This window comes from Agrococcus jejuensis (genome assembly GCF_900099705.1).
Classification (GTDB): Bacteria; Actinomycetota; Actinomycetes; order Actinomycetales; family Microbacteriaceae; genus Agrococcus; species Agrococcus jejuensis.
The window spans coordinates 1,708,936-1,734,933 of the sequence record NZ_LT629695.1 but is presented as its reverse complement, the minus strand read 5'-3'; the positions used below and the strand labels follow the sequence as shown (position 1 = coordinate 1,734,933).

Here is a 25,998-nt window from a genome sequence, read left to right as displayed (position 1 = left end):
AGAGGTCGACGAAGGAGTGGCATGACCGAGGCACCGCTGGCGGGCATGCTCGTCGCCGACCTCTCGCGCGTGCTCGCGGGTCCGCTCGTGGGGCAGACGCTCGCCGATCTCGGCGCGCGCGTCGTGAAGGTCGAGCGCACGGGCGCCGGCGACGACACCCGCGCGTGGGCGCCGCCGCGCTCGGCGACGGGGTCGACGTACTTCGACAGCGCGAATCGCGGCAAGGAGTCGATGCAGCTCGACCTCGCCGACCCCGCCGACCAGGCGCTCGCCGCCGAGCTCGTCGCCCGTGCCGACGTCGTGGTCGAGAACTTCAAGCCCGGCACGACCGCGCGGCTCGGCCTCGACCGCGACGCGCTGCTCGCCGCGCATCCGCGCCTCGTGTGGTGCTCGATCAGCGGCTACGGCACCGCGCCGGGCGGCGCCGAGCGGCCCGGCTACGACTTCGTCATGCAGGCGATGAGCGGGCTCATGCACATCACCGGCGAGGCCGACGGGCCGCCCACGAAGGCCGGCGTCGCGCTCGTCGACGTGCTCACCGCGAAGGATGCGGTCGCCGGCATCCTCGCCGCGCTCCTGCGGCGCGAGCGCACGGGCGTCGGCGGCGTCGTCGAGGTGGCGCTGCTGTCGAGCGCGCAGGCCGCGCTCGTGAACCAGCTGCAGGCGGTGCTCGGGGCGCCGACGCACGAGTCGACCCCCACCGCACCCGTTGCCGAGCCCATGCGGGCAGGCAGCGGGCATCCGTCGATCGCGCCGTACCAGCTGCTCGAGGCCGCCGATGGGCCGCTCGCGGTCGCGGCGGTCAACGACGCGCAGTTCGCGAGGCTGAGCGCCGTGCTCGGCGTGCCCGACCTCGCGACGGAAGCGCGCTTCGCGACGAACACCGAGCGCGTCGCGCACCGTGCCGAGCTCGTGCCGCTGCTCGAGCGGGCGCTCGCCGCCGCGCCGGGCGCCGAGTGGGAGCAGCGGATGCTCGCCGCCGGCCTCGTCGCCGGGCGCGTGCGCACCGTCTCCGAGGGGCTCGCGCTCGCCCGCGAGGTCGGCCTCGACCCCACGCGCGAGCTGCACGGCGCCGCCGGCCGCGGCACGACGCTCGCGTCGCCCATCCGCATCGACGGCGACGCCCGCACCTCCCCCATCCCGCCACCCCTGCTCGGCCAGCACGACGCCGAGCTGCGCGCCTGGCTCTCAAGCAATTGAGGTTCTCGGCCACTTCTCACATCAAGAGTGGCCGAAATCCTCCACACGATCCGACGACTGGAGCACCGTGACCACCGACCTGCTCGACATCGAGGCCCTGCTCAGCGACGAGGAGCGCGCCACGCGCGCTCGCGTGCGCGCACTCGTCGACCGCGAGATCCGCCCGCACATCGCCGACTGGTTCGACGCCGCGCGCTTTCCCACCGAGATCGTGCCGGCGCTCGCCGCCGAGGGGCTGCTCGGCATGCACCTGCACGGGCACGGATGCGCGGGCCGCTCGGCCGTCGAGTACGGCATCGCCATGCAGGAGCTCGAGGCGGGCGACAGCGGCATCCGCACGTTCGTGTCGGTGCAGGGCTCGCTCGCGATGAGCGCGATCGCGAAGCACGGCAGCGCCGAGCAGCAGGCCGAGTGGCTGCCGCGCATGGCGCGCGGCGAGGCGATCGGCTGCTTCGGCCTCACCGAGCCGAACGCGGGCAGCGACCCCGGCGCCATGCAGACGTTCGCGCGCCGCGACGGCGACGACTGGATCCTCGACGGCGCCAAGCGCTGGATCGGCCTCGCATCGATCGCCGACGTCGCCGTGATCTGGGCGCAGACCGACGACGGCATCCGCGGCTTCCTCGTCGACACCGCGAGCGCCGGCTTCACCGCGACGCCCATCGCGCAGAAGCTGTCGATGCGCGCCAGCATCCAGTGCGACATCGCCCTCGACGGCGTGCGCGTGCCCGAGCGGATGCGCCTGCCGAACGCCCGCGGGCTCCGCGCACCGTTCGAGTGCCTGAACGAGGCGCGCTTCGGCATCGCGTGGGGTGCGCTCGGCGCCGCGCGCGACTCGCTCGAGGTCGCGCTCGCCTACGCGGGCGAGCGGCAGGTCTTCGGCCGCCCGCTGTCGGGCATGCAGCTGACGCAGGCCCGCCTCGCCGAGATGGCCCTCGAGCTGCAGCAGTGCCAGCTGCTCGCCCTGCACCTCGGGCGCCGCAAGGATGCGGGCACGCTCGAGCCGCACCAGATCTCGATGGGCAAGCTCGCGTCGTGCCGCGCCGCCATCCGCATCGCCCGCGAGGCGCGCGCGATCCTCGGCGGCAACGGCATCACGCTCGACCTCTCGCCCATGCGCCACGCGGCGAACCTCGAGAGCGTGCGCACGTACGAGGGCACGGATGAGGTGCACACGCTGGTGATCGGGCAGGCGCTGACGGGGCAGGCCGCCTTCCGCGGCTAGCCGAGACAACCCTCACCAGCTGGTCGAGGAGGCCCCGAGCCGCAGGCGAGGAGCCGTCACGAGACCACGTGACGTGCCCGCTCGGCGCGACCACGCGCGTGGCCGAGCAGGAGCCGCGGTCGCGTGGTCTCGTGACGCGGGCTCGCCTGGCGGCTCGCGCGCTCCTCGACCAGCTGATGGGGAGCGGGTGGGCCTACCCGAACAGCGTCTCCCCCACGAAGCCGCCCTCCTCGCAACCGGGCGGGATCGCGAAGACCGCCGACCCGATGGGCGTCGTCCACTCGTTGAGCAGGTCGAGGTCCGACAGGCGCTGCTGGATGGGCACGAACTGCGCGAGCGGGTCGGCCTGCGCGGCGGTGAACAGCATTCCCGACTCCGACACGCTCGCCCCGGCGGGCCGCTCGTCGTAGTTGAACGCGCGGCGGTGGAAGCGCTGCGACGGGTCGTCGCTGCGCGCCCGCCGCATGTGCGAGAACTCGGGGATGACGGGGAACCCGATGGGGGTGAGCGCGGCGAAGTCGGGCTCGTCGTGCTCGCGCGTGCCGGTGAGCGGAGCCCCGTTGGCGAGCGTGCGACCGACCGACTGCTCGCGGCCCGGCCGGTCGAGCCGATCCCACGTGTCGAGGTCCATGCGGATGCGTCGCACCACGAGCGACGTGCCGCCCGCGAGCCATCCGTCGCGGATGAACACGAGGCCATCGAAGTCCGCGTCGCCCGGCTGCGGGTTCACGGTGCCGTCGACCTGCCCGAACAGGTTGCGCATCGTCGTGCCCTGCGCCTCGGCGCCGTGACTGCGGCGGAAGCCCGACTGCACCCAGCGGATGCGCGCGAACGACCGCGTGCCCTTGAGCAGCATCCGCTGCGCGTGCGCGACCGTGAGCGGGTCGTCGCCCGCGACCTCCAGCAGCAGGTCGCCGCCCGACCACGCATCCTCGAGCGCGTCGATCGCGAACGCCGGCAGCGGCGCGAGCCACGTCGGCACCGCGGCGCCCGCGAGCGCGACGGCCGCAGGCCCGAGCCCGATCGTCGCCGTGAGCCGCGCGGGCACGAGCGCGAGCTCGGGCTCGGAGTCGGCGAGCGCCGCCTCGCCCTGCGTGAGCCGTGACGCGTCGTCGGAGAGGATGCGCAGCAGCCGCCGCAGCCCCTCGGCGTCGGTCTCGGGCAGCAGGTCGAGCGCGACCATCGTCGCGTGCGCCTGCGGCGGGATCGTGAACGCAGCCTGGTGCGCGCCGTGGAACGGCACGACGGCGTCGCCGTGCAGCAGCTCGGCGGGCGCGGCCGGAGCGGCGGTCGCGACGCGCGCCACCGCATCCGCCCCGATCGCGGCGGCGGCGCCCGCGCCGGCGACGGCCCCTCCGAGGAGGAGCTGTCGCCGGCTCAGGCCGCGCCGCGCGTCGTCGGCCGGGGCGTCGGCCCCGGCCCGATCGCGGCGCCGCATCAGTGCTCCATGCCCGACATGTCGCCGTCGCCGTGGTCCATGTCGCCCATGTCGTCGCCCTCGTACGACTCGTTCGCGCCCGAGTAGTCGCGCGCGGTCGCCGTGAGGTCGAGCGTCGAGCCGTCGTCGAAGGTGAGGGTCACGACCACGTCGTCGCCCGCGACGATCGGGCCGGTGAGGCCCATGACCATGAGGTGGTTGCCGCCGGGCTCGAGCGCGAGGGATCCGCCGGGCTCGACGTCGAAGCCGTCGACCTCGCGCATGATCATCTGACCCGAGTCGTCCTCGACGGTCTCGTGCAGCTCCATGGCGGTGGCGGCCTCCGACGACACGGCGACGACGCGCACGGCGGTGTCGCCCTCGTTCGTCAGCGTGCCGAACGCGGCGGTCATGCCGTCGTCGGCGGCCTTGATCCAGACGTCGCTGGCGACGACCGACTCGGCCATGGTGGCGGGCGCCTCGGATGCGGCGGGCTCGGATGCGCTGCAGCCCACGAGCGCGAGGGCGGCGGCGAGGGCGATGGACAGGGCGCCTGCGCGGCGCGGTGCGATGGTTCGCATGGTGGTTCCTTCTCTGCGTGCGCGGTCGATCGACCGCGGGATGCGTGGATGGCCGTGGCGCGAGCGCGCGGCGGCGGTGGGCCCGGGGGGGCCGGGGAGTGCGTCAGCCCTGGTCGGACGCCGCGGGCGCCGCGGACGCCGCGCGCCGCGACCGCCGCACGCCGAGCACGATCGCCGCGACGACGAGCGCCGCGGCCGCGCCGGCGACGCCGACGAGCAGCGTGCGGGGCACGCCCTGCTCGGCGAGCTCGGCCTCTGCGGCAGCCTCGGCCTCGGCATCCGCATCCGCGTCGGACGTCGCCTCCGGCTCCGCGACCGGCACGGCGCTCTCGGTCGGCGCGGCGGACGCCGGCGCCTCCCCCGCGACCGTGAACGGCAGCACGTCGCTGATCGGGTGGCCGTCGGCCGAGACGACGCGCCAGCGCGCCTCGATGGCACCGCCGGGCAGCGTGCCCTCGATCGGCACGGTCACGACGGGGCCGGCGACCACGGGCTCGCCCGCGTGGTCGACGCCCGCCGCATCCACGATGAACACGGCGGCACCCATCTCGAGCACGTCCTCGTTGAACGTGAGCGTGACCTGCGTCGGTGGCGCCTCGAGCGCCGCACCGGGGGCGGGGTCGCTCGAGACGAGCGCGGAGTGGGCGGATGCGGTCGTCGCGCCCGCGAGGGGTGCGGCGATCGCGAGCGCGGCGCCGATGGCGGCCGCGAGGGCGGGGTGGATGGTGCGACGTCGAGCGTCGCGCGTGCGTGCACGCATGGTGGTGTCTCCTCCTGTGGGACACGGAGCGTCGACCGCGTGGCGGCACGACGCAGCGAGGGCGGGCCGGCCGCGAACGCGGTCGGCTCCGGGGTCGACGCGTGGTCGACCCTGCAGCGCTACGAGGCGAGCGCCGCCGGAGGTCCGCGGAGGAGGGAGGGCGCCTGCCGGCGCGAGAGCGACCAGGCGCGCGGCGCCGCCCACGTGGCCGCGAGGGCGACGGGCGCGGTGGGCCGCACGGGCACGAGGACCACGACGAGGCGTCGCAGCACGAAGAACGCGAACGCCGCGAGGCGTGCGAGGGCGCGCTCGCCGCGGGCGATGAGCGCGATGGTCGCGGCGGCGGCGATCGCGTGGTGCAGCCACATCGTGGCGTCGGCGTGCATCGCGTGCGTCATGGCGGCGCCGCCCGACGAGGCGGCGAGCGCAGCCGACAGGTCGGCGTCGCTCGCGTGGTGCGCGTGGCCGGAGACGCCGAGAGATGCCGTGGGCGTGCCGAGCACGAACAGCGCGTGGAACAGCAGCTGGCTCGCGGCGACCGACGGCACGAGCCGCCACAGCGAGTGGACGGCGCCCGACAGCAGCACGCTCGCGAAGATCGCGAGCGTCAGCGGCACGACGATGCCGACGGGGCCGGGCATCGCGCCGCCCGCGCTCACGTGCGAGAGCAGCGCGGCGAAGGTGGCGAGGGATGCGACGACGACGCCGCGCAGCGCGCGTGCCTGCCGTCTCGCCATGCTCCGATCATCCCACGGCGCGACACGTCGACAGCCACCTCGGGGCAGGCGGCGGTCGACGAGCGTCAGCGGCGCGGGGGCTGCACGTCGCGTGCGAAGAGCAGGGCGAACGGGCTGTTGCCGGCGACCGTCGCGGTCGCGTCCGGCGTCGTCCACCGCTCGAGGTGCGCTGCGATCGCGGGCAGCGCCGCCTCGGGGATGTCGTGCATCTCGAAGCCGACGCCGAGGTCGACGTGCGTGAGCTCGAGCCACGCGAGGTGGTCGCGGGCGCACAGCTCGTCGCCGTCGTCGGCGGGGATGCGCGCGCTCGGCTGGTCGTCGAGCCGGCGCACGACCATGGCGAGCGTCGTCGAGAGCGCATCGATGAGCTCGGCCGCGGGAGCCTTGAGCAGCGAGTCGCTCGCGAGGCCGCGCGTCGGGTCGTCGGGTGCGGCCATGATGCGGCGCGCGTGCCGCACGAGGCGCGCGATGACGTGACGACGGGTGCCGAGGCCGCTCGCGGCGGGGTGCAGCAGCTCCACGTCGCCCAGTCGCATCGTCGCGCCGAGCAGTCGATGGGTCGAGAGTCGAACCTGCTGGAGCAGAAGGGCGGCGTCGGGGTCGGCGCGATGGATCGGACCTCGCTCAGGAGCCGTCATCGTCATCTCGCATCCCCTCCCTCTCGCACGCGCATCGGACCGATGCGATGCGTCGTGCCGGCGACCGGCGACCGCGGCTCGGACGGTGTCGACGAGTGCAGCGCTGGCGCCGATCCATAGCCAATCGCGAGCCACCGACAGGCACCAGCCGTTGACACGTGCCGGTGCGCATGCATCATGCGGTCGCGCGCCGGATGGTTCGCGGACCGAACCATCTGGATGCCCGCCGTCTGCCTCTGCGCCACCTGTGGGGAAGCATCCGGGCGGCTGCGAGCGCCACCGCGTACGACGCCTCAGGCGACCTCTGGCCGCTTCTGCCGGAACATGCGCGCCGGGGTGTCCGGGCCGTCCCAGACCTGGATGATGCCCCACGCGACGGCGGCGATCGGCACCGAGAGCACCGCGCCGACGATGCCGCCGAGCACCGTGCCCACGGTGAGGGCGATGAGGATGACGAGCGCATGCAGCTTCAGCGAGCGACCCATGACGACCGGCTGCAGGAAGTTGCCCTCGAGCTGGTTCACGAGGATGACGGCACCGAGCACGATGAGCGCCGTGACGAGGTCGTTGGCGACGAGCGCGACGAGCGTGGCGAGCGCGCCCGCGAGCGTCGCGCCGACGAGCGGGATGAACGCGAGCAGGAACACGAGCACCGCGAGCGGCAGCGCGAGCGGCACCTGCAGGATCGCGAGCGCGAGGCCGATGCCGATGGCGTCGACCGCGGCCACGGTCGCCGTGCCGCGCACGTAGCCGCCGAGCGTGCCGACCGTCTTGTCGCCGATGCGCTGCGCACGCGCGTACGACTGACCCTCGAAGGGGCGCAGCAGGAACTCCCAGATGCGCGGGCCGTCCTTCAGGAAGAAGAACAGCACGACGATCATGAGCACGAGGCCCGTGAGGAAGTTCGCGGCGGCGCTCACGCCCGCGAGCGCGCCCGAGCCGAACTGGGCGCTCGTGACGAAGTCGATGACGGTGTCGCGGAACTCGGTGATCTGCTCCTCGGTCGGCGCGAACGGCAGCGTCGAGACCCAGTCGACGACCTGGTCGAAGCCGGCGACGGCCTGGTCGCGCAGCTCGCCGAACTGGTTGCGCACCGCGTTGACGATCAGCGTGACGACGCCGCCGAGCACGACGACGATCGCGAGCAGGGCGAGGATGGTCGCGACGATCGACGGCACGCCCTTGCGCCGCAGCCAGCCCATCGCGGGCGCGAACGCCGACGCGAGGATGAGCGCGAGGATCACCGGGATGATCACGAGCGTCAGCTGCGTCATCGCGAACACGAGACCGGCGACGACGATCACCACGAGGATGAGCTGCAGCGCCCGCGTCGCGAGTCGGCCGAACGAGTCGCCCCAGAGCGACCACGGCGCACGCGCGGCGCGCGGCACGACCTCGACCGGACCCTGCGGTGCTCGGCTGAACAGACCCATCGCATCCCCCTCGTGGAATGCGTCCACGCTAGCCGTGGCGCCTGTGGCCGCGGCGCAGGATCGCGGCGCTGGCGCGGATGCGGCGGGATGCGGTAGGCGGTCAGGCAGGCCGGGTCGCGCGCACGAGATGCCGGGTCGAGTGCGCGACGAGCGTGCGGCCGGAGCGCAGGTCGGCGTCGATGGCGCGCAGCGCCGCGCCGTCGCGCACGACGTCGAAGCCGGGCACCCACCAGACGCACTTCCGCAGGATCCACACGACGGCGCCGACGTCGGTGAACGTCATGCGCAGCCGAGCGGTGAGCAGGTCGCCGACCTCGAGGCCTGCGGCACGAGCATCGTCGGCCTCGCGATGCGGATCACGGCCTGCACGCTGCGCGGGCGTGGGCGTGACGAAGCGCTCGATGAGCTCGAACGCGGACTCGCGACCGACGTGCTGGCCGAGGTAGGTGCCACCCGGCTCGAGCACGCGGCGGATCTCGGCCCAGTCGGGTGCGACGGGATGCCGCGACGAGACGAGCGCGAAGGATGCGTCGGCGAACGGCAGGGGGCGGCCGGGCTCGGCGTGCACCACCTCGACGCCGCGCGGCCCGAGCCGGTCGCGAGCGCGTGCGAGGTTGGGAGCCCATCCCTCGGTCGCCGACATGCGGCGCGGCAGCACTGCCGCCTCGTCGACGACCTCGCCCCCGCCGGTGTCGAGGTCGAGCGCCGAGTCGACGCGGCCGAGCTCGTCGGCGAGCAGGCGCGCGTAGCCCCACGGCGGTCGCTCCTCGGTCGCCCGGCCGTCGAGGAAGCCGAAGCCCCAGCCGTCGACGTCGGCGGCGAGCGCCTCGGCGACGAGCTCGTCGTACGGTCGCATGCACCGAGTGTCGCAGGGGTGCCTCGCCGCGTCGACGTGACGCACGCCCGGCGGGCGGGCCGTCAGCGGTCGCCGCTACCGTGGCGGCGTGACCGACGCATCCCTCGCCCCCGGCTACCGCATGCTGCTCGAGCCGCCCACCGTCGACGAGTACCGGCGGCTCCGCGCCGTGTCGGGGCTGTCGCCGAAGAGCGAGGGCCAGGCCGAAGGTGCGATCGCGGGCACGTGGACGTGGCGCACGATCCGACTCGACGCGGATGCGGATGGCGGCGCAGGCGAGGCCGTGGCGATGGGCCGTGTGATCGGCGACGGCGGCTGGTACTTCCTCGTCGCCGACATGGCGACGCTGCCCGAGCACCAGGGACGCGGCATCGGCAAGGCCGTGCTGCGGTCGCTGCTCGCCGAGATCCGCGAGCGCGCCGAGCCCGGCGCCTACGTGACGCTCACGGCCGACCCTCCCGGCCGCCGCCTCTACGAGGCGCACGGCTTCGAGGACGTCGCCCCCGCCCGCACGGGCATGTCGCTGCTCACCTGACCGGCGCGCCCGTCGCGCGCATCCGCCTGCACCCGACTGGTCACTCATGGCGGTGACTGGTCACAGTTGCACCCCGACTGGTCAGAGATGCACGGGGACTGGTCACCATTGCACCGAGATTGCGACCAGCGTGGTGCAACTGCGACCAGTCATCTGCCGAACGTGACCAGTCGGCGCGCCCGCACCCTGGCGCCGACCGCGCCCAACGGGTATCGTCGCCACCCGATCGGTCCGCGGTGAGAGCGCGGACGCAGCACGAGACGAAGACGAGAGCATGACGGAGATCCTCCGCGCCGCGACCATCGCGCGCTGAGAGCGGCCCACGCACCGCATCGGTCCTCAGCGCGCCATCCCGCGCCCAGGAGGACACCGTGTCTTCGACCATCCAGCTCACCCACGTCTCCGTCGTCTGGCCTGACGGCACCGTCGCGCTCGACGACGTCTCCGGCACGTTCGGCCCAGGCGCCACCGGCCTCGTCGGCCGCAACGGCACCGGCAAGACGACGCTGCTCCGGCTCATCGCCGGCGACCTCGATCCCACGATCGGCACCATCACCCGCTCCGGCGCGGCGGCAACGCTGCCGCAGTCGCTGCCGTCGCATCCCGGCTCCGTCGCGGATGCGCTCGGCATCGCCACCGTGCGCGCGGCCATCGCCGCGATCGAGCGCGGCGACGTCGACCCCGCTCGCTTCGACGCCGTCGGCGACCGCTGGGGCGTGGATGCCGAGGCGCTCGCCGCGCTCGCCGCGGCCGGCGTCGAGGGTGACGAGTCGCTGCTCGACCGCCCGATGCGCAGCCTGTCGGGCGGCGAGGCGATCCGCGTCGGCCTCGCCGGCATCCGCCTGTCGGGAGCGCCGATCGCGCTGCTCGACGAGCCGTCGAACAACCTCGACGCCGACGCGCGCGCCGACCTCGTCGCGGCGATCCGCGACTGGCCGGGCACGCTCGTCGTCGCGAGCCACGACCGTGCGCTGCTCGAGCACGTCGACCGCATCGCCGAGGTCCACGGGCGCGAGCTGCGCACGTTCGACGGCCCGTGGTCGACGTACGAGCAGGCGATCGCCGCCGAGCAAGTCGCCGCCCGCAGGCGCCTGCAGGATGCGGAGGCGCACCACCGCCGCGAGCGCGCCGACCGCATCGAGGCGCACGAGCGGCGACAGCAGGCGGAGGCGGCCGGTCGCCGCAAGCAGGCGGCGGGCGGCATCCCGCGCATCATGGTCAACGCGCTGAAGAACCAGTCGGAGGCGTCGACCGCGGCCAGCAGGCGACTGCATCAGAGTCGCGAGGCGACCGCGCTCGCCGCGATCGCCTCGGCCGAGGAGTCGGTGCGCGACGACCGCTCGATCCGCGTGCCGATGCCCGAGACGCGCGTGCCGAATGGCACGACGGTGCTCGAGCTCGGCGGCGCCGACGGGCGCATCGTCGTGCGCGGCCCCGAGCGCATCGCGCTCGCGGGGCGCAACGGCTCGGGCAAGACGACGCTGCTGCGCGCCATCCAGGCGTGGCCGGCGTCGCCCGATCGCGCGCCCGTCGCGCCCGTGCTGCACCGCATCCCCGAGGTCGGCGTGCTCGCGCAGCGCACCGACGTCGACGCGTCCGCGACGCTCGTCGAGGTGCTGCGGCAGGCGAATCCGGATGCGACGCCGCACGCCGCGCGGGCGATGCTGGCCCGGTTCCTGTTCCGCGGCGACGACGGCGCCCGCCTCGCGGCGGGGCTCTCGGGCGGCGAGCGCCTGCGCCTGGCGCTCGCCCGGCTGCTGCTCGCGGATCCCGCACCGCGACTGCTGCTGCTCGACGAGCCGACGAACGACCTCGACGTCGACGCCATCGGCCACCTCGTCGAGGCGCTCGCCGGCTTCGAGGGCGCGCTCGTGGTGGTGAGCCACGACGAGCGCTTCCTCGCCGACGTCGGCGTCACGCGCCGCTGGACCGTGGAGGAGGGGACGCTGCGCGACCGCCCGGTGGGCTGACCCGAGGTGACGCTGAGCGGATCGCCGAGGGCGATCCTCCCTCGGCGATCCGCTCAGCGTCACTCCGCGACGATCTCGACGGCCACGGGCTGCGTGCGCGTGAGCAGCGTCACGTGCTCAGGACCGAGCTCCGCGATCGAGCGCACGCCGAGCAGTCGCATCGTGCGCTCGACCTCGGTGCGCAGGATGTGAGCGGCTCGCTCGACGCCCGCCTCGCCGCCGGCCATGAGCCCATAGAGGTAGGCGCGTCCCACGAGCACGAAGGACGCGCCGGCTGCGATCGCGGCCACGACGTCGGCACCCGTGCGCACGCCGGTGTCGAGCATGACCTCCATCGACGCTCCGTGCCGCGCTGCGACCGTGGGCAGCAGGTGCAGCGGCGGCGCCGTGCGATCGAGCTGACGACCGCCGTGGTTCGAGAGCACGATGCCGTCGGCGCCCGCGTCGGCGGCACGGGAGGCATCGTCGAAGGTCTGGATGCCCTTGATGACGATCGGCCCCGACCACGCCTCGCGCATCCAGGCGAGGTCGTCGAAGGTCACGCGGTCGTCATAGAACCCCGTCAGCGTCGTGATGCCCGAGCCCGCATCGGCCTGCTCCTCGTAGGTGAAGCGGTAGGGCTCGGTCGTGAGCAGGTCGAACCACCAGCCGACGCGCCACGACGCATCGAGGAAGGTGCGCGGCGTGAGCTGCGGCGGGTAGGACATGCCGTACCGCAGGTCGCGGAGTCGGTTGCCGCCCGTCGGCACGTCGACCGTGACGATCAGCGCGTCGAAGCCGCGCCGCTCGGCCTCGGCGAGCATGTGGAGCGACCGGTCGCGGTCGGCGAGCAGATACATCTGGAACCAGCGCCGTCCCGAGCCGGACGCTGCTGCGAAGTCGGCGATCGTGGTCGTGCCGACCGTGGAGAGCGCGTACGGGATGCCCGTCCGCGCGGCGACGCGGGCCACGGCCTGCTCGCCGGCGGCGTGCATCATGCGTGTGCCGCCCGTGGGACCGAAGCCGAAGGGCAGGGCGCTCGTGCCGCCGAGCACCGACGTCGTCGTGTCGACGTCGTGCACGTCGCGAAGGATGCCCGGATGGAAGACGATGTCGGCGAACGCCTGCCGCGCGCGGCGCATGCTCACCTCCTCCTCGGCGCCACCGTCGACGTAGTGGAAGGGGCCGGCGGGCGTGCGCACGCGTGCGAGTCGCCGAAGGTCGGCGATGGTGTGCGCGGTCGCGACGCGACGCTCGGCGAGGGAGCCGGAGGCCGACCGCATCCGCAGGAACGGCGCGAGGTCGGCGGGCCGCGGCACGCGCCGAGCGAGTCGAGGGTGAGGCATGGCTGCTCCGTCTGCGTCGCCATCGACGCGATCGGTGGATGCGGATGCGCTGCGGCGCCGGGAGCGTCGGCCCGGCGCCGCAGACACGGGGCGCGGCTAGGCCGCGCGGTCCTGCTCGATGCGGTTGACGGCGCTGCGGGGCTGCTCGCCGCGCAGGATGCGGGCCGCCTCCTCGACCACCTTCCGCTTCGTCTCGGCGAGCGACTCCTCGCTCCAGTGCGCTGCGTGCGGCGTGAGGATGGCGTTCTCGCAGGCCAGCAGCGGGTTGCCCGCCTCGGTGGGCTCGTGCAGGAACGCGTCGATGCCGGCGCCGAAGAGGTGCCCCGACTGGAGCGCCTCGGCGAGCGCGTGCTCGTCGATGAGCCCGCCGCGCGACACGTTCACGACGATCGAGCCCAGCTGGAGCGCCGCGATGGCGTCGCGGTCGAGCATGTTGCGCGTCGAGTCGAGCAGCGGCACGTGCAGCGACAGGATGTTCGACCGGGCGAGCAGGGCGTCGCGGTCGACGAGCTCGACGCCCAGCTCGTCGGCGACCTCGGGCGTGAGCACGGGGTCGTGCGCGATGACGCGGTACCCGATGGCCTTCGCCATGGCGGCGACGCGACGACCGATGCGCCCGATGCCCCAGAGGCCGAAGACCTGATCGTCGGGTCGGTGCACGCCGGGTGCGAACGACGATGCCCATCCGTCGGCGCGCATGCCGGCGTCGAGCGCGGGCAATCGCCGCTGCACCGCCAGGGCGAGCGCGATCGCGTGCACGGCGACCTCGCGGTAGTTCGCGTCGGGCACGTTCGACACCCAGATGCCGTGCTCGGTCGCGGCCTCGACGTCGAGCGTGTCGTACCCGATGCCGAAGCGCACGATCGAGCGACAGCGCGTCAGCCGCTCGATGACCGGGCGCGTGATGTGCTCGCCGAGCACGAGCAAGGCGTCCGCGTCCGCCGTGCCGGCGAGCAGTCCCTCCTCGGTCGTGCCGTCGATCTCGACGAACTCGACGTCGGGGCCGAATGCGGCGAGCACCTCGTCGCGCAGCGGGATCATCGTGTTGGTGGCGACGATCTTCATCGTGCAGCCACCTCCTCGCGAGCGCCGCGGGTCGCGAGCTGCTGCTCGACGCCCGCCCACGATGCACGGGCTCCGGCGACGACCGACATGATGTCGGCGCCGACCATGAGCAGGGTGGCGCCGTCGGCGAGGTACGGGGCGACCTCGGCGTCGGCGATCGTGAAGGCACCGTAGGCCACGCCGTGGCGCTTCGCGGTGTCGCGGATGGTGCCGATCGCCGCCTGGTGCTCGGGCGACCCCATCGCGACGCCGAGCGAGGTCGCGAGGTCGAAGGGCCCGATGACGACGACGTCGATGCCGGGCACGGCGAGGATGTCGTCGGCGTTCGCGAGGCCGAGGGCCGTCTCGATCTGGATGCCGACGAGGATCTCGCCGTTCGCGCGGGCGACGTGGTCGACCATCGCGGCACCGTAGGCCGAGCCGCGACCAGGTCCGGTGCCACGGCGACCCTCCGGGGCGTAGCGAGCGCGATCGACGACCTCGCGCGCCTCCTCGACCGTCTCGATGCGCGGCACGATGAGGCCGGCCGCGCCGAGGTCGAGGGCTCGGGCGATGTACGAGCCGACCTCCGGCACGCGCACGATCGCGGGGATCGGAGCGACGTCGGCGGCGCGCACGAGGTGCTCGAGGGTGTCGATGGCGATGGGCGAGTGCTCGGCGTCGATGAGCACGGCGTGGAAGCCGGTGCCGCTGAGCGCCTCGATGACGGTGGGCGAGGGGATCATGGCGCACGTGGCGACGACGACGTCGTCGCGCACGCGGTCGCGGAGTCCGTGGAATGGCATGGTGATGCTCCTAGGGTTCGGGGGTCAGTCGCGCGGCTGGAAGCCCTGCAGCGCGGGCGTGGTGTCGAGCTCGTCCTTGGTGAGGAAGGGTCGTGCGAGCACGAGTCCGACGAGCGTCATGACGTGGGTGACGACGAGCAGCACGCCGACGAGCCACGGCGACCCGCCGGATGCGGCGACGAGCGCGGAGGCGATGAGCGGCGCCGGACCTGCGACGAGCGCGCCCTGCAGCTCGCGGGACGAGAAGAGCCCCGACGATCGGTACTCCGCCTTGAACAGGGCGGGCATGACGACGGTGTGCGCTGCGGATGCGGCGCTCCAGCCGAGGCAGACCATGATGACGCTCGCGATGCCGATGGGCACGATCTGCGCCGTCGTGAGCACGGCGACGTAGGGGAAGGCGAACAGCGTGCCGCCGACGATGCCGATCCACATGACGCGCTTCGAGCCGATGCGGTCGCCGAGGCGTCCGAAGAAGACGAGCGCGATGACCATGCAGACCGTGACGGACAGCGAGACGACGAGCGTCTGGCTGCGCTCGAGGCCGAGCTGCCCGGCGAGGTAGCTGACGCCGAACGCCGTGACGACGAACCCGGTGGTGTTGAGGCTCGACGGCACGAGGAAGCCGGCGAGCCAGTTGCGCGGGCTGGCCCGGAAGGCCTCGGCCATCGCGGCGAACGGGTTGCGACGCGCCTGCGACACCTCGCCGACCTCGCGCTCGGCCTGGACCTTCTCGAACTCCGGCGACTCGTGCATCTTCGAGCGCAGCACGAGCCCGACGACGGTGAAGACCGCGGCGAGCAGGAACGGGATGCGCCAGCCCCACTCCACGAAGGCGTCACCGGTCACGGTCGCGCTGATGAGCGTGAAGAGCAGCGAGGCGGTGATGCCGCCGATGCCGCCGCCGGCCATCGCGAGCGCCGAGTACGACGCCTTGTGCTTGCGCGTGGCGGACTCGTTGATGATCGTGATGGCCCCCGCGAGCTCGGCGCCGGCGCCGAATCCCTGCGCGAGGCGCAGCAGCACGAGCAGCAGCGGCGCCCAGATGCCGATCGCCGCGTAGGGAGGCAGCAGTCCGATGCCCGTCGTCGCGATGCCGACGAGCAGCAGCGAGAAGACGAGCACGGGTCGGCGACCGAAGCGGTCGCTCGCGGCGCCCAGGATGATGCCGCCGAACGGACGGGCGACGAAGCCGACCGCGAAGGTCGCGAAGGTCGCGAGGATCCCCACGGCGCCCTCGGCCTCGGGGAAGAACAGCGGGGCGATGACGAGTCCGGCGACGATGCCGTACAGGCCGTACTCGTACCACTCGATCGCGGTGCCGATGCCGGCGGCGACGGCGGCGCGCGTCGCGGTGCGACGCGTCGGTTGGACGGTCTCGGTCGTGGTCGGCGGCGCGGTCGTGGGATCGGGCGTCGATGACGCGTCGGATGCCGTGGTGGTCACTGTGAGCTCCTTTGCTCGCTAGCAGTCTGCGACGTCGGGTGGTGCGTCCGTCGGCGCTGTCGGCGACGCTAGCGCAAGAAGTGCGTTCTGTCGACAGAATGCAGAATCCTGATCAAGTAGCATCACGGCATGAGCGAGTCCACGACCACGGCGCCGCCCCTCGAGCGCATCCAGGTGGGGTCGCTCGTCGAGGAGGCGCGACGGCAGATCCGGCGCTCGATCCTCGCGGGACACCTCCGACCCGGCGAACGGCTGAAGGACTCCGTCCTCGCCGAGCAGATGGGCATCAGCCGCTCCCCCGTGCGCGAGGCGCTCCGACTGCTCGAGCAGTCTGGCCTGGTGGAGAAGACGGCGAACCGCTCGTATCGCATCCCGACCTTCGCGCCCGAGGACATCCGCGAGCTCGCCGCGCTCCGAGCCGCCGACGAGATCCTCGCCGTGCGCACGATCCTGCGGGAGCGACCGCCGCTCGACAGCCTCGACGCGGCGATCGAGGAGCTCCGCGGATCGGCCGGCGACATCACGAAGGCGGCCGCGGCGGACATCGGCTTCCACCGAGCCGTCGTGCGTCTCGCCGGCCTCCCCCGACTCGTCGAGCGCTACGAGACGATCGTCGACCAGATTCGTCTCGTGCTGCTCGCTGGCGAGATCGAGATCTGGGGACGCGACGAGCGGATCGTGCAGAACCACACGCGCCTGCTGCGAGCCCTGCAGGCCGCGTACGACGGCGGCGACCAGCTGGAGCTGCTCCGCGAGTGGGAGTTCCACGTCGTCGCGGGCATGACGGCACCCGCAGTGCTCGACCCGCTCTGAGCAGCGGCCGTCAGACCGACTCGCACCCCACGAGCGCCGCGAGCGCGCGGTCGTAGACCGACTGCAGGCGCACGTCGGCGCCGTCGGCCGAGGCGCGCACCCACTCCTCGATCGCGAGGCGGATGAGCACCGACTGCCACTCGACGAGCGCGCGCACGTGCAGCTCGGCGCGGCCCGTCGCATCCACGAGCGACGCGACGAAGCGCTCGTCGCGCTCGTGCTCCTGGCGCAGCGCGGCGGCGAGCAGCGTCGGCTCGTCGCCGATGAGGCGGCGGATGCGCAGGTGGCGCCGGTGGCCGTCGACGTCAGCCTCGAGGTCGGCCATCTGCTCGCGCCAGAAGGCGACGAGCTGCGGGCGCAGCGGCGCGGACGCGTCGAGCATCGCGACCGCGTCGGACATGGCGCCGGCGATCTCCTCGTCGTCGAGCACCGCCTGCTCCTTCGTGCCGCAGAGGCGGTAGAAGGTGCGCGGCGAGATGCCGGCGGCGGCGGCGATGTCCTCGACGGTCGTCGCGGCGACGCCCTGCCGCTCGAAGAGGTCGATCGCGGCCTCGGCGATCTCGGCGCGCGTCTGCGACCGGCGCCGTTCGCGCAGGCCGACGCCCGCTGGCTGCTCGCTGGTCATGCGGCCATGCTACGGTAGTGCGCGCCAATGTGGCAGTCACTGCCAGCATGGCGCGGATGCGCAGATCGACGGAGCTCGGTGCACCACCAGACGAGACGCAGCGCAGACGAGGACGAGATGACCACCGCCACCGCATCCACCCCCACCATCGAGCGGGTGCCGCCGCGCCCCGGCCCCGTGCTCGCCCTGCTGGTCGCGAGCGCCTTCGTCGTCATCCTCAACGAGACGATCATGGGCGTCGCGATCCCGCAGCTCACCGTCGACCTCGGCATCACGACCAGCACGGCGCAGTGGCTCACGACCGGCTTCCTGCTCACGATGGCCGTCGTCATCCCCACGACCGGCTTCCTGCTGCAGCGCTTCCCGCTGCGCTCCCTCTTCTTCGTGGCGATGGGGCTCTTCACGGCCGGCACGCTCGTCGCGGCGCTCGCGCCCGGATTCGGGATGCTGCTCGTCGGCCGCGTCGTGCAGGCCGCGGGCACGGCGATCATGATGCCGCTGCTGTTCACGACCGTGCTGTCGGTCATCCCGCCCGAGCGCCGCGGCCGCTTCATGGGCGTCGTCTCGGTGGTCATCGCCGTCGCGCCCGCGGTCGGCCCCACGGTGTCGGGCCTCATCCTGTCGACGTTCGAGTGGCGCTGGCTCTTCATCTTCGTGCTGCCCATCGCGGTGCTGTCGCTCATCCTCGGCTCCGTGTTCGTCAAGAACCTCACCGAGACGCAGCCCAGCCACCTCGACGTCGTGTCCATTCCGCTCGCAGCGGTCGGCTTCGGCGGCCTCGTCTACGGCCTCGCATCGATCGGCGAGTCGGCCGAGGGACACTCGGGCGTGCCGCTGTGGGTGCCCATCGGCATCGGCGTCGCCGCCCTCGCCGCCTTCGTGTGGCGCCAGCTGGCCCTCGGCGGCACCGACCGCGTGCTGCTGAACCTCTCGGTGTTCCGCACCCGCTCGTTCACGCTCGCCGTGCTGCTCGTCGTCGTCGTCTTCGCGGTGCTGCTCGGCACGCTCATCCTGCTGCCGCTCTACCTGCAGAACGTGCTCGGCCTCGACACGCTCGCGACGGGCCTCATGCTGCTGCCCGGCGGCGTGCTCATGGGCGTGCTCGCGCCCATCGTCGGCAACCTGTTCGATCGCTTCGGTCCGCGTCCGCTCGTGCTGCCCGCCGCGATCGTGACGAGCGCCGCGCTGTGGTGGATGACGACGCTCGACGCCGACTCGACGGTGCCGACGATCATCGCGATGCACCTCGTGCTCAACGCGGGCCTCGCGTTCATGTTCACGCCGCTGCTCACCTCGGCGCTCGGCTCGCTGCCGCGCCGCCTGTACTCGCACGGCTCGGCGATCATGTCGACGCTGCAGCAGGTCGCGGGCGCGGCCGGCACGGCGCTGTTCGTGACGCTCATGGCCGTCGGCGCCTCGGCCGCCGCAGCGGAGGGCGTGGCGCATGCGGCCGCCGCGACGAGCGCGGGCGTGCACACCGCCTTCCTCGTGGGCGCGTGCCTGTCGCTCGCCGCCGTCGTGCTCGCCGCGTTCGTGCGCGGCGGCGCGGCGACGGACGAGGTCGAGGCCGACGCACCGGTGCTCACGCACTGACGTTCCCGACCAGCTGGTCGAGGAGCGCGCGAGCGCAGCGAGCACGCGCCAGGGGCGCCCCGCGCTACTCGCGCGCGGCCTCCGCGTCGTCGTAGCGCTCGCGTGCGGCCTCGACGTCGGCCATGTGCCGCGTCGACCACTGCAGCAGCGCGTCGATGAGGTCCTGCAGCCCCTGCCCGACGGGCGCGATGCGGTACTCGACGGCGACGGGTCGGTCGCTCACCACGACGCGCTCGACCATGCCGTTGCGCTCGAGCCTGCGCAGCGTCGCCGTGAGCGACTTCTGCGTGATGGCCGGGATCTCGCGGCGCAGCCCGTTGAAGCGCAGGGCGCCGTGCTCGCAGAGCCGATCGAGCACCTCGAGCGACCAGCGGTCGAGCAGCTGGTCGAGCAGCTCGCGGTGCGCGCCGGTGATGGTCGTGGGCTCGGTCGTGGTGTCGTGCACGACACCTAGTCTCGTTGCGGTGCCTGTGGGGTACCAAGGTTCGATGGGATACCTCACCCGACCGAAGACAGGAAGGCATCCCATGAGCGTCGAGCTGCTGAGCCCCGAGGGCCTATTCCAGCCCGTCCCGTACCACCACGTCGCGATCGGCACCGGATCCCGGCACGTGCACGTCGCCGGCCAGATCGACCGCGACGGCGAGGGTCGCGCCCGCTCGGGCGGCGACCTGCGCGGCCAGGTCGCCGAGGTGCTGCGCAATGCCCACCGCGGCCTCGCCGGCGCCGGCGCGACGTTCGACGACGTCGTGCGCCTGCGCTTCTTCGCCGCCCGCTGGCAGCCCGAGCACATGGATGCGTTCCTCGCGGGCGTCGCCGACGTCGCCGACGAGCTGGGCCTGCCGAGCCCGATGCCGCCGGCGTCGCTCATCGGCGTCGACATCCTCTTCCAGCCCGACGTGCGCATCGAGCTCGAGGTCGAGGCGATCGTCGACTGACCCCGTTCGGATGTGACGCTGAGCGGGTCACCGAGGGGAATGCTCCCTCGGCGTCCCGCTCAGCGTCACGTCGCGTCAACGGCGGCGGGTACCGGCAGGCCCTCCCTCGCGACCCGCGCCGGGCGTACCGTGACCTCCATGGGAGACATGCGCAAGGAGATCCGGGAGTTCCTCACGACCCGGCGCGCACGCATCACCCCCGAGCAGGCCGGCCTGCCGGCGTACGGCGGCAATCGCCGCGTCGCGGGGCTGCGTCGCGAGGAGGTCGCGATGCTCACGGGCGTCTCGGTCGACTACTACGTGCGGCTCGAACGCGGCAGCCTCGGCGGAGCATCCGAGTCGGTGCTCGACGCCCTGTCGCGCACGCTGCGCCTCGACGAGGCCGAGCGCCTCTACCTGCACGACCTCGCCAGGTCCGTCGCCCCGTCGCGGAAGGCGCCCGCGCCGGTCGCGACGACCGTGCGACCCGCGGTGCTGCAGGTGCTCGACGCCATCGCCGGCCCCGCGTGGGTGCGCAACGGCAGGCACGACATCATCGCCGCGAACGCCATGGGCCGCGCGCTCTACGCGCCCGTGTTCGACGATCCGCACCGCCCCGTGAACACGACGCGGTTCATCTACCTGAACCCGGCGGCGCGCGAGTTCTGGCGCGACTACGACCTCATGGCGAACAACGCCGCGGCGATGCTGCGCATGGAGGCGGGGCGCACGCCGCACGATCCCGACCTCATCCGCCTCGTGGGCGAGCTGTCGACGTGCAGCGAGACGTTCCGCGAGCGGTGGGCGTCGCGCGACGTGCACCTGCACCGCTCGGGCCGCAAGCGCCTGCACCACCCGATCGTCGGCGACCTCGACCTCGACTACGAGTCGATGGAGCTGCCGAGCGAGCCGGGCCTCGCGCTCAACGTCTACACGGCGCCGGCGGGCACGCCGTCGGCAGATGCGCTGCAGGTGCTCGCGTCGTGGGTCGCGACGCACGACGCCGAGCCGGCCCTCGCGGTCGCGCAGGGCTGAGGTGGATGCGGTCGGCCGCGGCCGACCATCCCCACGCACGACGAGGCGGGGCGAGCCCGAAGGCTCGCCCCGCTGCTGCATCCCCGCGTCAGCCCGGGTACTCGCCGTGGGCGAGGTGCTCGCCCCACGTCGCCTCGGGCTCGTCGCTCGCAGGGTCGGGCGCCTCGGTGAGGGTGAGGTGCGTCATGGCGTGGTCGGCGGTCGCGCCGTGCCAATGCCATTCGCCGGGCGGCGTGCGCACGGTGTCGCCCGCGCGCAGCTCGATCAGCTCGCCGCCGCGCGACTGCACGTAGCCGACGCCCGAGGTCACGTGCAGCGTCTGCCCCACCGCGTGGCAGTGCCAGGCGGTGTGCGCACCGGGTGCGAACCGCACCGATGCGAGGCGCGCACGCGAGGGCTCCTCGCCGCTGGAGAGCATGTCGACCTGCACGTGCCCGACGAACATCTCGGGCGCACCCGTCGCCGTCGGCCGCTGCGGCACGCGCTCGGTGCTCACAGGCCCACCCGCTTGAGGCCGGCCTCGTCGTAGCGGGCGCCGGTCACGGGGATGCGCTCGACGAGCGCGTCGAGGTCGGCGACGTCGGCGGCCGAGAGGGCGATGGATGCGGCATCCACGTTCTCGTCGACCCGCTCGCGGCGGCGCGTGCCGGGGATCGGCACGATCCACGGCTGCTGCGCGAGCAGCCACGCGAGGGCGACCTGGCCGGGCGTCGCGCCGCGGGCGGCGGCGAGCGTGCGCACGTGGTCGACGAGCGCCTGGTTGGCGGCGAGGCTCTCGGGCGTGAAGCGCGGCGTCGTCGCGCGGAACTCGCCGTGCGTGAACGTGGCATCGGCGCCGATGGTGCCGGTCAGGAATCCCTTGCCGAGCGGGCTGAACGGCACGAAGCCGATGCCGAGCTCCGCGAGCGTCGGCAGGATCTCGGCCTCGGGGTCGCGCGTCCACAGCGAGTACTCGCTCTGCAGCGCCGTCACGGGGAACACGGCGTGCGCGCGGCGGATCGTGGCGGCGCCGGCCTCCGACATGCCGAAGTGGCGCACCTTGCCCTCGGCGACGAGCTCGGCGACGGTGCCGGCGACGTCCTCGATGGGCACGCCGGGGTCGACGCGGTGCTGGTAGAAGAGGTCGATCACGTCGATGCCGAGGCGCTGCAGCGACTGCTCGGCGACCTGCTTGATCTGCCGCGGGCGCGAGTTCGTCGACACCATGCGGCCATCGACGATCTGCCAGCCGAACTTCGTCGCCACGGTGACGCGGTCGCGGATGGGCGCGATCGCCTCGCCGACGAGCCGCTCGTTGTCGTACGGTCCGTAGACCTCTGCGGTGTCGATGAGGGTGACGCCGCGGTCGACCGCGTGGCGGATGACGCCGATCATGTCGTCGCGGTCGCCGGGGTTCGGGCCGTAGCTCATCGACATGCCCATGGCGCCGAATCCGATGGCGCCGACCGTGAGGCCGTCGCCGGTGACGCCGTGTCCGAGTGTCCTCTGGTGCATCGTGTGCTCCCTCGTTCGATGGATGCGTCCATCCCACGCCAGCGGGTGCGGATGCGGGAGTGCGGCCCGAGACGGGTACCGGGAGGGCCTCCCTCGCGCCGCGAGCGCTCGACCCTCCCGCACCAGCTGGTCGAGGAGCGCGCGAGCCCCTGGGCGAGCCCGCGTCACGAGACCACGCGACCGCCGCTCCTGCCCAGCCACGCGCACGGTTGCGTCGGGCGCGCGGGTCGCGTGGTCTCGTGACGCGTGCTCGCTGCGCTCGCGCGCTCCTCGACCAGCTGGGTGGGGTGTCCGCCCCGAAGCCCGCTCCGTGAGGTGCGAGCGAAGCGAGCCTCGAAGGGAGCCCTCCGAAGCCTCAGCCCAGCTCGCCCCGCCGCTCCAGCAGCACCGTGTCCCGCCACGCCCCGTCGGGCATCCGCGCGATGCGCTCGCGCGTGCCGACGACGCGGAACCCCTCGCGCTCGTGCAGGCGGATGCTGCCGACGTTCTCGGGGAAGATGGCCGACTGGATCGTCCAGATGCCGAGCGCGTCGGCGTCGGCGATCAGCCGCCGCAGCAGCATCCCGCCGATGCCTCGGCCGTGCTGGCCGTGCGCGACGTAGACGGAGTGCTCGACGACGCCGCGGTAGACGGCGCGGGCGGACACCTGCGAGGCAGCGACCCAGCCCACGATCGACCCCGACGCGTCGACGGCGACGCTGCTGAGCCCGTCGACGCGCGACGCGAAGAACACGTCGCGCTCGGGGGTCGTCGCCTCGAACGTCGCGAGCCCCGAGGCGATGCCGTCGGCGTAGATGCGCTCGACCGCGCCCCAGTCGTGCGGGTCCATGGGTCGCAGCGCGATCGTCACGCCACGAGCCTCGCACGCGGCACGATGCGACGGCTCCCCACCAGCTGGTCGAGGAGCGCGCGAGCGCAGCGAGCCCGCGTCACGAGACCGGAGTCACCGCGAGTGCGCCGATCCCCGATGTCCCTCGCGAGGCGACCGACCTACGAAGGCGCCTTCCCCGTCGCCGCCGCGGTCGCGACCGCCGTCGACACCGCGACGGTCGCCGCGAGCACGCTCGCGACGTACACGTCGACGGCCGACGCACCCCAGTCGCCCTGCTGCAGCGCGAGCGCACGCGAGGCGACGTCGTTCGTCCACGGGATGCGCGCGTGCAGCGCGGGCAGCTGGTCGCTCGCCCACAGCAGCGCCGCGAGCGCCGCGGTGCGCGCATCGGGCTGCTCGCCGTCCACGAGCACGGCGCGCAGCCGTGCGACGACCGCATCCTCATGCGTCGTGTCGAGCGTGCGCAGTCGCGTCACCGGGATGAACCCCAGCACCCGCTCGCGCGAGCGCTCGACGAGGCCGCGCGCCTCGAGCCGATCGAGCACGTCCTCGCGCAGCGAGGGCCCGATCTCGGCGATGCGGGTGAGCACGAGGCGCCGCTTGGTCGCGATGGTGTCGAACGCCGCGCGCAGCAGCGGGTCGGCGGGCGGCGTCGCGCCGGCGACGACCTCGACGGTCTGCCCGGAGTCGGTGCGCACGAGCCCGCGCTGGGCGAGCTCGACGATCACGGCGCCGCCGAGGATCGCGTACAGCATCCCCTCGCCGTGGATGTGGCCGCCGTCGTCGTCGAGCAGCACGAGCAGCAGGTCCTCGACGAGCAGCAGGTCGTCGTCCATGGATGTCCCTCCCGGCCGAGCGAGCCCCGACCCGATGCATCCATCAGGCACCGTGCCCTCGGGGCCGAGTCAAGCCCCGAGCCGTGGCCCTTGACCATGCCCGGGCGGCACGGTGTCGGATGGGCACAGCAAGAGAGAGGCAAGACCGTGCTCCGCAGCATCGCCACCATCGTCGCCGCCACCGGCGCGCTCGCCGCCATCGTCGGCTGGCTCTGGAACCTCGTCGCTCCCACGCCCGACGCCAACATCGGCGCCGGCGCGCTCGTCGTGCTGGGCCTGCCGGTCGCGGGCATCGGCGTCGTGCTGCTCATCGTGAGCGCGCTGCTCGACCGCCGCCGCGAGCCGTAGCGCGAGCCGAACCCGTCCCCCACGCACGACGAAGGCCCCGAATCCATGGGATCCGGGGCCTTCGTCCTGCTCCGAGGAGCACCGTGCGCGAGGGGGGACTTGAACCCCCACGCCCTTGCGGGCACTGGCACCTGAAGCCAGCGCGTCTGCCAATTCCGCCACTCGCGCGTGTGGCCGCATCGCTGCAGACCAACCACGCGACTCTATCAGGTCCAACGGGCCCTGCGACGCGGTCGCTACGTTCATCCCGTACCCTGAGGGGCGCACGAGACGAGAGGCACGACAAGACGGTGGGATTCCTCGACAGCTTCGAGCGTGGGCTCGAGCGGGTCGTCAACGGCGCGTTCGCCAAGACGTTCCGCAGCGGCGTCGAGCCGTTGGAGATCGCGGCTGCGCTCAAGCGCGAGCTCGACACCAACGCGTCCGTCGTCTCGCGCGACCGCATCCTCGTGCCCAATCGCCTCACCGTGCGCCTGTCGCCCGAGGACCACGCGCGCATGCAGCGCCTGGGCGAGTCGCTCACCGACGAGCTGACCTCGGCGATCCAGAAGCACGCGGCCGAGAACCAGTACTCGTTCGCCGGCGGCATCGACCTGACGCTCGAGCGCGACGACGCGCTGTCGACGGGCATCCTCGCCGTGGATGCGGAGCTCGCGAAGGGCGAGGTCGCGTGGCGCGCGGTCGTCGACATCAAGGGCAATCGCGTCTCGCTGCGCAAGGGCCGCACGATCATCGGGCGCGGCTCGGATGCCGACATCACGGTCGACGATGCGGGCGCCTCGCGCGCGCACGCCGAGATCGTGTGGGACGGCTCGCGGGCGCAGATCTCGGATCTCGGCTCCACGAACGGCACGCTGCTGAACGGGCGCACGCTGAAGAAGTCGCTGCTCGAGCCCGACTCGATCATCGACATCGGATCGACGAGGCTCGTGTACCGCGTGCTCGCCGAGTCGAGGGGCGACCGATGACCGCACTGACGCTGCTGCTGCTGCGCGTGGCCTTCCTCGTGCTGCTGTGGGTCTTCATCTTCATCGTCGTGTACTCGCTGCGCAGCGACCTGTTCGGGTCGCGCATCACGCGACTGCAGCAGGGCACGCCGGCACCGACGCCGAGCCCGAGCCCCGCACCCACGACGCCCGCGCGCGCATCCGCGCCCGTCGCCTCGCCCGACGCCGCGACGACGGTCACGAACATGGGCCGCGGCTCGCGCAGCGCGAGCGCCCCGACCGCCGCAGCCCGACCGGCCAGCCGCCTCGTCGTCACGGGCGGCCCTCGCGCCGGGCTCGAGATGGACCTCCCCGCCACGGGCCTCACGATCGGCCGCTCGAGCGGCTCGGGCCTGCAGGTCAAGGACGACTACACGTCGTCGAACCACGCCCGCCTCGTGCTGCGCGGCGACGAGTGGCGCATCGAGGACCTCGGCTCGACGAACGGCACGTTCGTCGCCGGGCGTCGCGTGCAGGGATCCGCGGTCGCAGCCTCGGGCGTGGAGCTGCGCATCGGCACCACCACGTTCGAGCTGAGGCGGTGAC

The 25,998-nt window shown here is 73.3% G+C and carries 28 protein-coding genes and 1 tRNA gene; 11 read left to right on the top strand and 18 right to left on the bottom strand.

What is annotated here, in order from left to right:
• Positions 1-21 precede the first annotated feature (21 nt).
• Positions 22-1,200: a CaiB/BaiF CoA transferase family protein gene (locus tag BLQ67_RS08230; RefSeq protein ID WP_092504103.1), complete on the top strand. Its 1,179-nt coding sequence runs from the start codon at positions 22-24 to the stop codon at positions 1,198-1,200.
• A 67-nt stretch (positions 1,201-1,267) separates the two neighbouring features.
• A complete protein-coding gene (locus BLQ67_RS08225) occupies positions 1,268-2,425 on the top strand; it encodes an acyl-CoA dehydrogenase family protein (protein ID WP_092504101.1) in 1,158 nt (385 codons plus the stop codon).
• A 193-nt stretch (positions 2,426-2,618) separates the two neighbouring features.
• Here the strand turns inward: BLQ67_RS08225 and BLQ67_RS08220 are convergent, their stop codons facing one another.
• The 7 genes from BLQ67_RS08220 to BLQ67_RS08190 form a co-directional block, all read right to left on the bottom strand.
• A complete protein-coding gene (locus tag BLQ67_RS08220) occupies positions 2,619-3,863 on the bottom strand; it encodes a Dyp-type peroxidase (protein WP_092504099.1) in 1,245 nt (414 codons plus the stop codon).
• Complete coding sequence (locus BLQ67_RS08215) at positions 3,863-4,423, bottom strand: copper chaperone PCu(A)C (RefSeq protein WP_092504098.1); 561 nt, start codon at positions 4,421-4,423, stop codon at positions 3,863-3,865. The genes BLQ67_RS08220 and BLQ67_RS08215 overlap by 1 nt, the downstream gene beginning before the upstream one ends.
• A 103-nt stretch (positions 4,424-4,526) precedes the next feature.
• Positions 4,527-5,183, bottom strand: a complete 657-nt coding sequence (locus BLQ67_RS08210; RefSeq protein WP_092504096.1) for a copper resistance CopC family protein — start codon at positions 5,181-5,183, stop codon at positions 4,527-4,529.
• A gap of 119 nt (positions 5,184-5,302) precedes the next feature.
• On the bottom strand, positions 5,303-5,920 hold the full coding sequence (locus tag BLQ67_RS08205; RefSeq protein ID WP_092504095.1) for a hypothetical protein: 618 nt from the start codon (positions 5,918-5,920) through the stop codon (positions 5,303-5,305).
• A 65-nt stretch (positions 5,921-5,985) separates the two neighbouring features.
• Complete coding sequence (locus tag BLQ67_RS08200) at positions 5,986-6,441, bottom strand: hypothetical protein (protein ID WP_157674731.1); 456 nt, start codon at positions 6,439-6,441, stop codon at positions 5,986-5,988.
• Between the two features lie 410 nt (positions 6,442-6,851).
• A complete protein-coding gene (locus BLQ67_RS08195; protein ID WP_092504091.1) occupies positions 6,852-7,991 on the bottom strand; it encodes an AI-2E family transporter in 1,140 nt (379 codons plus the stop codon).
• A 100-nt stretch (positions 7,992-8,091) separates the two neighbouring features.
• Entirely contained in the window at positions 8,092-8,847 is a 756-nt protein-coding gene (locus tag BLQ67_RS08190; RefSeq protein ID WP_092504089.1) for a methyltransferase domain-containing protein, read from the bottom strand.
• A gap of 88 nt (positions 8,848-8,935) precedes the next feature.
• Between BLQ67_RS08190 and BLQ67_RS08185 the strand changes: the two genes are divergently transcribed.
• Positions 8,936-9,382, top strand: coding sequence for a GNAT family N-acetyltransferase (locus BLQ67_RS08185; RefSeq protein ID WP_231944997.1), 447 nt, complete (start codon positions 8,936-8,938; stop codon positions 9,380-9,382).
• Between the two features lie 371 nt (positions 9,383-9,753).
• Positions 9,754-11,352 (top strand): ABC-F family ATP-binding cassette domain-containing protein, encoded by a 1,599-nt coding sequence (locus tag BLQ67_RS08180; RefSeq protein WP_092504087.1) that lies wholly within the window; start codon positions 9,754-9,756, stop codon positions 11,350-11,352.
• Between the two features lie 59 nt (positions 11,353-11,411).
• Here the strand turns inward: BLQ67_RS08180 and BLQ67_RS08175 are convergent, their stop codons facing one another.
• From BLQ67_RS08175 to BLQ67_RS08160, 4 genes are all read right to left on the bottom strand, one after another.
• Positions 11,412-12,677: an alpha-hydroxy acid oxidase gene (locus tag BLQ67_RS08175; protein ID WP_092504085.1), complete on the bottom strand. Its 1,266-nt coding sequence runs from the start codon at positions 12,675-12,677 to the stop codon at positions 11,412-11,414.
• Positions 12,678-12,773: 96 nt separating this feature from the next.
• Positions 12,774-13,742 carry a C-terminal binding protein gene (locus tag BLQ67_RS08170; protein ID WP_092504083.1) on the bottom strand — a complete coding sequence of 323 codons (969 nt, stop codon included), beginning with the start codon at positions 13,740-13,742 and terminating at the stop codon, positions 12,774-12,776.
• The gene (locus tag BLQ67_RS08165; RefSeq protein ID WP_092504081.1) at positions 13,739-14,527 is read right to left on the bottom strand and encodes an HpcH/HpaI aldolase family protein; all 789 of its coding nucleotides are present in this window, start codon (positions 14,525-14,527) and stop codon (positions 13,739-13,741) included. Before BLQ67_RS08165 ends, BLQ67_RS08170 begins: the two co-directional genes overlap by 4 nt.
• Before the next feature lie 24 nt (positions 14,528-14,551).
• Positions 14,552-15,973: an MFS transporter gene (locus tag BLQ67_RS08160; RefSeq protein WP_092504079.1), complete on the bottom strand. Its 1,422-nt coding sequence runs from the start codon at positions 15,971-15,973 to the stop codon at positions 14,552-14,554.
• 129 nt (positions 15,974-16,102) lie between these two features.
• On the opposite strand from BLQ67_RS08160, the gene BLQ67_RS08155 reads away from it, so the two are divergent.
• Positions 16,103-16,786 carry a GntR family transcriptional regulator gene (locus BLQ67_RS08155; protein ID WP_092504077.1) on the top strand — a complete coding sequence of 228 codons (684 nt, stop codon included), beginning with the start codon at positions 16,103-16,105 and terminating at the stop codon, positions 16,784-16,786.
• 10 nt (positions 16,787-16,796) lie between these two features.
• Here BLQ67_RS08155 and BLQ67_RS08150 read toward each other — a convergent pair whose 3' ends face one another.
• Complete coding sequence (locus tag BLQ67_RS08150; protein ID WP_092504075.1) at positions 16,797-17,411, bottom strand: TetR/AcrR family transcriptional regulator; 615 nt, start codon at positions 17,409-17,411, stop codon at positions 16,797-16,799.
• 117 nt (positions 17,412-17,528) lie between these two features.
• Here BLQ67_RS08150 and BLQ67_RS08145 point away from each other — a divergent pair, with 117 nt between their 5' ends.
• Positions 17,529-19,004 carry an MDR family MFS transporter gene (locus tag BLQ67_RS08145; RefSeq protein ID WP_092504073.1) on the top strand — a complete coding sequence of 492 codons (1,476 nt, stop codon included), beginning with the start codon at positions 17,529-17,531 and terminating at the stop codon, positions 19,002-19,004.
• A gap of 64 nt (positions 19,005-19,068) precedes the next feature.
• Here BLQ67_RS08145 and BLQ67_RS08140 read toward each other — a convergent pair whose 3' ends face one another.
• The gene (locus BLQ67_RS08140) at positions 19,069-19,449 is read right to left on the bottom strand and encodes a winged helix-turn-helix transcriptional regulator (RefSeq protein WP_231944996.1); all 381 of its coding nucleotides are present in this window, start codon (positions 19,447-19,449) and stop codon (positions 19,069-19,071) included.
• Positions 19,450-19,531: 82 nt separating this feature from the next.
• Between BLQ67_RS08140 and BLQ67_RS08135 the strand changes: the two genes are divergently transcribed.
• Both BLQ67_RS08135 and BLQ67_RS08130 read left to right on the top strand, forming a co-directional pair.
• A complete protein-coding gene (locus tag BLQ67_RS08135; protein ID WP_092504069.1) occupies positions 19,532-19,942 on the top strand; it encodes a RidA family protein in 411 nt (136 codons plus the stop codon).
• A gap of 138 nt (positions 19,943-20,080) precedes the next feature.
• A complete protein-coding gene (locus BLQ67_RS08130; protein WP_092504067.1) occupies positions 20,081-20,956 on the top strand; it encodes a helix-turn-helix transcriptional regulator in 876 nt (291 codons plus the stop codon).
• An 88-nt stretch (positions 20,957-21,044) separates the two neighbouring features.
• Here BLQ67_RS08130 and BLQ67_RS08125 read toward each other — a convergent pair whose 3' ends face one another.
• The 4 genes from BLQ67_RS08125 to BLQ67_RS08110 form a co-directional block, all read right to left on the bottom strand.
• Complete coding sequence (locus BLQ67_RS08125) at positions 21,045-21,452, bottom strand: (R)-mandelonitrile lyase (protein ID WP_231944995.1); 408 nt, start codon at positions 21,450-21,452, stop codon at positions 21,045-21,047.
• Positions 21,449-22,450 (bottom strand): aldo/keto reductase, encoded by a 1,002-nt coding sequence (locus BLQ67_RS08120; RefSeq protein ID WP_092504065.1) that lies wholly within the window; start codon positions 22,448-22,450, stop codon positions 21,449-21,451. The genes BLQ67_RS08125 and BLQ67_RS08120 overlap by 4 nt, the downstream gene beginning before the upstream one ends.
• A 355-nt stretch (positions 22,451-22,805) precedes the next feature.
• The gene (locus tag BLQ67_RS08115) at positions 22,806-23,300 is read right to left on the bottom strand and encodes a GNAT family N-acetyltransferase (protein ID WP_331711967.1); all 495 of its coding nucleotides are present in this window, start codon (positions 23,298-23,300) and stop codon (positions 22,806-22,808) included.
• Positions 23,301-23,440: 140 nt separating this feature from the next.
• Positions 23,441-24,118: a GOLPH3/VPS74 family protein gene (locus tag BLQ67_RS08110; protein WP_092504063.1), complete on the bottom strand. Its 678-nt coding sequence runs from the start codon at positions 24,116-24,118 to the stop codon at positions 23,441-23,443.
• 147 nt (positions 24,119-24,265) lie between these two features.
• Between BLQ67_RS08110 and BLQ67_RS08105 the strand changes: the two genes are divergently transcribed.
• Entirely contained in the window at positions 24,266-24,466 is a 201-nt protein-coding gene (locus tag BLQ67_RS08105; RefSeq protein ID WP_092504061.1) for a hypothetical protein, read from the top strand.
• An 84-nt stretch (positions 24,467-24,550) separates the two neighbouring features.
• Here the strand turns inward: BLQ67_RS08105 and BLQ67_RS08100 are convergent.
• Positions 24,551-24,634: transfer RNA gene (locus BLQ67_RS08100), tRNA-Leu, on the bottom strand.
• 122 nt (positions 24,635-24,756) lie between these two features.
• On the opposite strand from BLQ67_RS08100, the gene BLQ67_RS16370 reads away from it, so the two are divergent.
• Together BLQ67_RS16370 and BLQ67_RS08090 are read left to right on the top strand one after the other, a co-directional pair.
• Positions 24,757-25,434, top strand: a complete 678-nt coding sequence (locus BLQ67_RS16370) for an FhaA domain-containing protein (RefSeq protein WP_172802276.1) — start codon at positions 24,757-24,759, stop codon at positions 25,432-25,434.
• Complete coding sequence (locus BLQ67_RS08090) at positions 25,431-25,997, top strand: FHA domain-containing protein FhaB/FipA (RefSeq protein WP_092504057.1); 567 nt, start codon at positions 25,431-25,433, stop codon at positions 25,995-25,997. Before BLQ67_RS16370 ends, BLQ67_RS08090 begins: the two co-directional genes overlap by 4 nt.
• Position 25,998 lies beyond the last annotated feature (1 nt).